Genomic DNA, 7,702 nt, shown 5'->3' on the forward strand with positions numbered 1-7,702 from the left:
AATGAAAACGAAACGATTACAATTGATGATAATGGCAACGTTGTTTTTAGGTGTAAATATTGGTGGTGCTTCTGTAGCACAAGGGGCTACCTTGCAGAATAAAAATGTAGTAGTCACTAAAAAGCCTACGCCAAAATCAACAGTATCTACAATAAATGTATCGAAAGTAAATTCGACTAAGAAGTCAACTTTTCGACCACTTGTAACTAAACCGGCTCCAAAGCCTGTGGCGAAAACGACTTCTAAGTCTACTGCTACACCTACTGTAGCAAAATCTAGTGCAAAACCGTTGAGTGCGGTAAAGCCTAGTACTGCGGCAAAGCCAGCAACGACTGTTAAAACTAGTAGTGTAGCAACACATACAACAACTGCTAAATCAACAGCAGCTGCAAAACCTGCCAGCACTGCTCCGAAGCCAGTTGCTAAACCTGCAACAACGGGCGTTAAATCAACAGCTCAAAGGTCAGCTACTTCAAAACAGACTACTCCTAAAGTAGTAAAAACAACGGAAGCTGATAGTATTCAAGCTAATACAGCGGCTATTACGCGTAATAAGGTAGGTTCTGTAGTGACACCTGCTACAACGCGGGTAGAGAATGTACCGAATGTACGTGTTTTATTAGGTAGCCGTAGCTCTGATGCTACTGTTACGTCTACAGCTAATATGGTGGTGTTGAACAGTGGCAATGGTCAAGTTAGTACGATAAGTGCTAATCGCGGTACGACTATCGGTGTTCGAGGTGGTAAGATTGCTATCAATGGCAAGGCTATTGATACAGTGGTTACATTGAAACCGACTAATAGCAATGCACCATTCTTGTTTGAAGGCAAAGGTTATCGCGGTGGACTTACATTACGTGCTAATAATGGTAAAATGATGGTCATCAACTCTGTACCTCTTGAAGACTATCTTTATGGCGTAGTTCCACAGGAAGTCGTTCCGTCTTGGCCTGCAGCAGCATTAGAAGCACAAGCTGTAGCAGCTCGCACTTATGCGCTTCATACAATGGAAGAAAATAAAGGGAAATTGTATGATGTGAGCACGACCACAGATCATCAAGTATATAATGGTACTAGCGGTGAAACGCAAGCTACTACGAATGCAGTTAATAAAACCAAGGGGATGGTTATGCTATATAATCAACGCCCTATTAATGCCTTATTCCATTCTGATGGTGGTGGCTATACTGAGGATAGCGTCAATGTTTGGGGCAGTGATGTACCATATTTGAAAGGTGTAAAGGATTTTAGTACTGGCACATCTACATCAAATTGGACTGTTACAACTTCTCGCCAGGCTCTTGAAAGTAAGCTCAATGCAGCAAGTAAAGGTGTTGGCAAATTGAAGAGCATTCAATTGACTCCTCTTGGCAAGCCTGGTCAACAAACATCTGACCGAGGCGTGTCTGGTCGTATCAAAAGTGCTACTTTCATAGGCACCTCTGGGAAGACGACGGTAGATGGCGATTCCTTGCGTAGTATTTTAGGTTTAAAATCTACACTATTTGATTTTTATGTAAATCATAACCCTGCTAAAGACACGGGTAAGGCATATCATAACTTTACGGGCAATAATGATACTGTCTATATTAAAGGTCATGGTTGGGGACATGGTCTTGGTATGTCTCAATGGGGTGCCGCAGAGATGGCGAAACGTGCTACCCCAGGGGATACAAATTATTACCAAACTATTTTGCGTCACTACTATAGTGGCATTACATTAAAGAAAATGTACTAATAAGGATTACGATGAAAGTTAAAGATTTTGATTATGAATTGCCAGAAGAACTAATTGCTCAACATCCTGTAGAACCTCGCGATACAGCAAGACTTTTAACCTTGGATAAGATTACCGGTGAGGTTGCGCATAAAGAGCATTTTTACGATTTGCTTGATGAACTTCATGAAGGGGATGTACTTGTATTTAATAATACAAAGGTTATTCCTGCGAGATTATATGGTCAACGGCAAGGTTCTGGTGGCAAGGTAGAGGTATTGCTCCTCACTCCATGTGGTGAAAATCGGTGGGAATGCCTTGTTAAACCTGGCAAAAAATGTCCTATTGGTCAAGTTATAGAGTTTGACGACCGCTTAAGTGGGACTGTAATAGATAAGACTGAATTTGGAGGCCGTATCATTGAGTTCACTTGCAATGGTGTATTTGATGATGTAATACAAGAAATTGGTGAAATGCCATTACCTCCATATATTCATGAAAAGTTAGAAGATAAAGATCGTTATCAAACGGTATATGCTAAGGAGAAAGGTTCTGCTGCGGCTCCAACTGCAGGTCTACACTTTACACCAGAGCTTTTAGAAAAAATAAAAGCTAAAGGCGTAGAGCTTGAATTTGTAACCTTGCATGTTGGTCTTGGTACTTTTAGACCTGTATCGGCAGAGACGATTGAAGATCATGAGATGCATAGTGAGTTCTTCGTTGTATCTCAAGAAACCGCTGACCGTATTAATGCAGCTAAGAGAAACGGACGCCGTATTATTGCGGTGGGTACTACATCTGTACGTACACTCGAGTCTGCTACGAATGATGACGGTATACTACAAGGTATTAGTGGATGGACTCAAATCTTTATCTATCCTGGTTATAAATTTAAGATGATTGATGCATTGGTAACAAATTTCCATTTGCCTCAATCTACATTGTTAATGTTGATTAGTGCATTAGCCGGTCGTGAACATTGTTTAGCGGCCTACGAAGAAGCTGTTCGAGAGCGTTATCGCTTCTTTAGCTTTGGCGACGCTATGTTTATTCGTTAGGAGGGACTATGCCAAGTATTACTTATGAATTACAAAAGACATGTCCTCATACGGGGGCACGTGCAGGTTTATTGCATACACCACATGGTACCTTCCAAACGCCTATGTTTATGCCTGTAGGTACACAGGCAACTGTTAAAACAATGACACCTGAAGAATTAAAGGCTATGGGCTCTCAAGTTATCTTGAGTAATACATACCATTTATTCCTTCGTCCTGGTCCTGAACTTGTGGAAGAAGCAGGTGGGTTGCATAAGTTTATGAATTGGGATCAAGCTATTTTAACTGATAGCGGTGGGTTTCAAGTATTTAGTTTAGGCGACATGCGTAAGATTACTGAAGAAGGTGTAACTTTTAGATCACATATTGATGGTTCTAAACAGTTTTTATCTCCAGAAGTTGCCACAAAGGTACAAGAGCAATTAGGTTCTGATATTGCCATGGCCTTTGATGAATGTATTCCATATCCAGCAGATCATGATTATGCGAAGCGTTCTACAGCGCGTACCACACGTTGGGCTCATCGTTGCCAAGAGGCTCGTAAGGCTCATGACCGTCAAGGTATGTTTGGTATTGTTCAAGGCGGCATGTATAAAGACTTGCGCAAACAAAGTGTGGAAGAGTTAGTCGCTATGGACTTTGAAGGCTATAGTATCGGCGGTTTATCCGTTGGGGAACCTCATGATTTAATGAACGAGATTTTGGAATATACCACACCATTGTTGCCAACTAACAAGGCTCGTTACTTGATGGGTGTTGGTACAGCGGATTGTCTTGTTGAAGGTGTGGCACGTGGTATTGATATGTTTGACTGCGTATATCCAACACGTGTTGCTCGAAATGGGATGGCTATGACTTGGAAGGGGCGCCTTAACATTCGAAATGCGCAGTTTGCTCATGATTGGGGTCCTTTAGAAGAAGGCTGTCAGTGCTATACCTGTAAAAATTATTCCCGCGCTTATATTCGTCACTTGTATAAGGCGGAAGAAATTTTGGCATTGCGTCTCGTAACATACCATAATCTCTACTTCTTGCTTGAGTTTATGCGTCAAATGCGACAAGCTATTTTGGAAGATCGATTCCCCCAATTTAGAATGCAGTTTTGGGATAGCTTTAAAAAATAGTAATTAAGTCTAGTCAAATCTATATTAGGTGGCTATACTAGAAAAGAAAAATATATTTATTATACTAGGAGGATAAAATGGAAGATATTTTACAAGTGTTGCAAACTAGCTGGCCTATTTTGTTGATGGTCGTAATCTTTTATTTTTTATTATGGCGTCCACAAAAGAAACAACAAAAAGAGCGCGCTAATTTGTTAGGTAGCTTGAAAAAAGGTCAAAAAATCGTTACAATTGGCGGTATTTATGGTGAAATCGTTGAACTTGATGATGAAAAAGTAAAGGTTCAAGTATCTGAAAAAGTGGAGTTAACATTTGCGCGTTCTGCAATTGCTAACGTACTTTCCAAGAAAAACAAGGAAGAAAAATAATGAATACAAAGGAAGCAGTGCGCCGGGCGTGCAAGTCCAAGCGCGCTGCTTTATCCGTTGCTGATTGTAATACATGGACATCAATGTTGACGGAGCAAATCGTCAATACTCCTGAATATAAATCAGCTCATACCATTATGGCCTATTTGGCGATGCCCAAAGAGGCCAATTTAGACGATGTGATTCGTCATGCTTTAGAACATGGTAAATCCGTATATGTTCCGGTTTGTACAGATAAGACGACAATGATTGCAGTTCGTCTCAAGTCTCTAGAATCTATCACTCGGGGTGTGTTAAATATTCGCATTCCCTCTGAGCCATACGAGGTTATTAATCCACATGACTTGGATTTGATTTTAGTGCCTGGTGCTGGCTTTGACCGTCAAGGTGGTCGCATGGGGATGGGGAATGGGTATTATGATCGATTTCTCAAGGAACTTTCACCAAGTACATATATGGGCGTATGTTGGGCTATCCAAATTTGGGATGAATCAATCCCTATGGATGAATTGGACCAACGGATGAACAAGATTGTAACGGAGCAAGGCGTTATACATTGCGTATAGTAGTAGAAGGGAGCAACTATTTTGAACGGTAAAGCTATTATCAAGTTTTTAGTAGTCATTGCTGCCATCATTGGATTATTTGCGTATTTCATTCAACCTTTAGCAGGTTCTTTGAAACAAGGCCTAGACTTACAAGGTGGTACGCATATCGTATTGGAAGCAGAGGATTCTGCAACTGGTCAAGCTGACAATGATGCAGTAGAACGGGCGAAGCAAATCTTAGAGCGTCGTATTAATGAAATGGGTTTGTCTGAACCATTGGTACAACGTGAAGGTGCTCGTCGTATTATCATCGAATTGCCAGGCGTAAAAGATCCTGATGAAGCGATTAAACGTATCGGTAAAACAGCGGTCTTGGAATTTAAAAATGATCAAGGTCAAACTGTTATGACTGGTGATGATTTAAAAGATGCGAAAGAAGAGTTAGGTCAAAATAAACAACCACTCGTTGCTATTGAATTAAGCGATGAAGGGGCTAAGAAATTTGCGGACTTAACATCTAAAAATATTGGCCGTCGCATTGCCATCACTTTGGATGGTAAAGAATTGACTAATCCTGTAGTGCAACAAGCAATTACAGGTGGTAAAGCAACAATTTCTGGTAGTCAAAGCTTAGAAGAAGCTAAAGACTTGGCTATTTTATTACGTTCTGGTGCATTGCCTGTTAAAATTAATGTATTGGAAGTGCGTACAGTCGGTCCTTCTTTGGGGCAAGACTCCAAGGATAAATCTGTTGTAGCCTTCAGTGCTGGTATTGCAATGATCATGATTTTCTTGGTTATTTTATATCGCTTTTCTGGTATCGTAGCTAATATCGCATTACTTGTATATGTAATGCTCTTATTACTTGTATTAGGTAAAGGCTTTAATGCGACTATGACATTGCCAGGTATTGCTGGTATTATCTTATCCATGGGTGTTGCTGTAGATGCTAATATCCTTATCTTTGAACGATTTAAGGAAGAGGTATTCTCTGGTAAATCCATGCGTGTAGCAATGGAAGCTGGTTTTAGTCGTGCTTTAGCAACAATTACAGATGCGAACGTATCCGTTATTATTACGGCTGGTATCTTGACAATCTTAGGTTCTGGTCCGGTAAAAGGCTTCGCTATCAGCTTAGGCGTTGGTGTTGTTGTAAGTATGTTTACAGCGATTACAGTGAGTCATTTCTTGTTACGCTTACTTATTGACTGTAACTTTACGAACCATCCATTCTGGTTTGGTGCGAATATCTCTCCAAGCACAAGTGCTGACGCATTTGCACCAAAATCTTTGAAAGGAGGTAAACGCAAATGACATTAGACGTAATTAAACATCATCGTTGGTGGTTTGCTATTTCCTCCACACTTGTTATTATTAGTTTGATTTCTATCTTTACGAAGGGCTTTAACTTTGGTATTGATTATACTGGTGGTACCATTGTTGAAGTCGTATTTGACCAACCTGTAGAAGTTAGTCAAGTTCGTGATGTTTTGAAAGAATATAATCTTGAAAATGCTCAAATTCAGCTTTCTGGTGATACAACTGGTGAAACAGCTGGCGAAGACGTAATGATTCGTACACGTAATCTCGATCCTAGTGAAAGTGCAGCTGTAGTTGAATCCTTGACTAAATCTATTGGTAATAATACAGTTAAACGTATTGAAACTGTAGGTGCTGTAATTGGTTCTGAAGTTACAGAACATGCGTTATTAAATCTTGTGATAGCATTCGCAGCATTAGCACTATATATTTCTTATCGTTTTGAATATAAAGTTGCTATTTCTGCTCTTGTTGCTATTTTCCATGATTTGATTATGGTTCTTGGTGTATTCTCTTATTTCCAATTAGAAATTGATGCATCTTTCTTGGCGGCTATTCTTACGGTTGTAGGTTACTCCATGAATGAATCTGTAGTTATCTTTGACCGTGTTCGTGAAAATACACATACACATAAACGTTCTGATACATTTGCAGATCTTGCGAATGCATCTATTACACAAAGTATTCACCGTAGTTTCTATACATTGGCTACAGTTATGTTTGCCTGTGTATCCCTTTATCTGTTTGGTGGGGACACTACAAAGAACTTTGCTCTTTGTATGATTATCGGTTTTGCTAGTGGTGCATACTCCTCTATCTGTGTAGCTACATCCTTATGGGTTATGTGGAAGAGTCGCAACAAAAACGATATCCGCAATCAACAATAATATATGAACTACTTTTACTATAATAATGGTGAAAGTACTGAACCTCTCTAACATACAGTCTAGAGAGGTTCTTTTTATTCTACGAAAGTTGCATTACTGGCAAGTGCATTAGAATATCAATATTTTTATATTATTACTGCTTTAGTGTAGATAGTAATTGAGGAAAGTTAGTTAAAGATAAAATGAACTGAATGGATTATGAAAAGAGTGTTACACAATTTAAAACCTAAAATAATAAGAAATTAAGACGTACTTATTGTAAAATATGGTGAGTTTAAAATGAAGTTGTAAAAATAAGGGTTTTATGTGTTGACGATTATTTTATTTATGCTATACTTATACAAGTCATTAGGACACAGCACAAACGATGAGCACAAAAAAACTTCTGAAAAAAGTTTTAAAAAGTGCTTGACGTAATGAGCTGAACTTGATAGAATAATCAAGTCGCCAGTTGATGAAACACTTCGAAAGAAGGTAGTGGAAACTGGTACAGATCTTTGAAAACTGAACAATGATAGGTAATCAATCAATACGATTGAACATATGCCAGAGTGCGGGTTTTGACAAAGTCAAAACCAACCATAATTCAAAGTTACTTAAATGTAACGACAACAAATAATGAGCTATTCAAATAGCTTCAAGATATCTTGGAGAGTTTGATCCTGGCTCAGGACGAACGC

The 7,702-nt window shown here is 39.2% G+C and carries 7 protein-coding genes; all 7 read left to right on the forward strand.

What is annotated here, in order from left to right:
* The first annotated feature begins 1 nt into the window (after position 1).
* A complete protein-coding gene (locus tag VCHSUH03_RS09105) occupies positions 2 to 1,738 on the forward strand; it encodes a SpoIID/LytB domain-containing protein (RefSeq protein WP_105094790.1) in 1,737 nt (578 codons plus the stop codon).
* An 11-nt stretch (positions 1,739 to 1,749) separates the two neighbouring features.
* On the forward strand, positions 1,750 to 2,775 hold the full coding sequence (queA, locus tag VCHSUH03_RS09110) for a tRNA preQ1(34) S-adenosylmethionine ribosyltransferase-isomerase QueA (protein WP_105094791.1): 1,026 nt from the start codon (positions 1,750 to 1,752) through the stop codon (positions 2,773 to 2,775).
* Between the two features lie 8 nt (positions 2,776 to 2,783).
* The gene (tgt, locus tag VCHSUH03_RS09115) at positions 2,784 to 3,899 is read left to right on the forward strand and encodes a tRNA guanosine(34) transglycosylase Tgt (protein WP_105094792.1); all 1,116 of its coding nucleotides are present in this window, start codon (positions 2,784 to 2,786) and stop codon (positions 3,897 to 3,899) included.
* A gap of 77 nt (positions 3,900 to 3,976) precedes the next feature.
* Complete coding sequence (gene yajC / locus VCHSUH03_RS09120; RefSeq protein WP_005387358.1) at positions 3,977 to 4,267, forward strand: preprotein translocase subunit YajC; 291 nt, start codon at positions 3,977 to 3,979, stop codon at positions 4,265 to 4,267.
* The gene (locus VCHSUH03_RS09125) at positions 4,267 to 4,833 is read left to right on the forward strand and encodes a 5-formyltetrahydrofolate cyclo-ligase (protein WP_105094793.1); all 567 of its coding nucleotides are present in this window, start codon (positions 4,267 to 4,269) and stop codon (positions 4,831 to 4,833) included. The genes yajC and VCHSUH03_RS09125 overlap by 1 nt, the downstream gene beginning before the upstream one ends.
* Positions 4,834 to 4,854: 21 nt before the next feature.
* Positions 4,855 to 6,129, forward strand: a complete 1,275-nt coding sequence (gene secD / locus VCHSUH03_RS09130; protein ID WP_105086237.1) for a protein translocase subunit SecD — start codon at positions 4,855 to 4,857, stop codon at positions 6,127 to 6,129.
* Positions 6,126 to 7,022, forward strand: a complete 897-nt coding sequence (gene secF / locus VCHSUH03_RS09135; RefSeq protein ID WP_105086238.1) for a protein translocase subunit SecF — start codon at positions 6,126 to 6,128, stop codon at positions 7,020 to 7,022. The genes secD and secF overlap by 4 nt, the downstream gene beginning before the upstream one ends.
* Positions 7,023 to 7,702: the final 680 nt, after the last annotated feature.

Origin of the sequence: Veillonella infantium, from assembly GCF_002959895.1 — a bacterium.
GTDB classification, from domain to species: domain Bacteria; phylum Bacillota; class Negativicutes; order Veillonellales; family Veillonellaceae; genus Veillonella; species Veillonella infantium.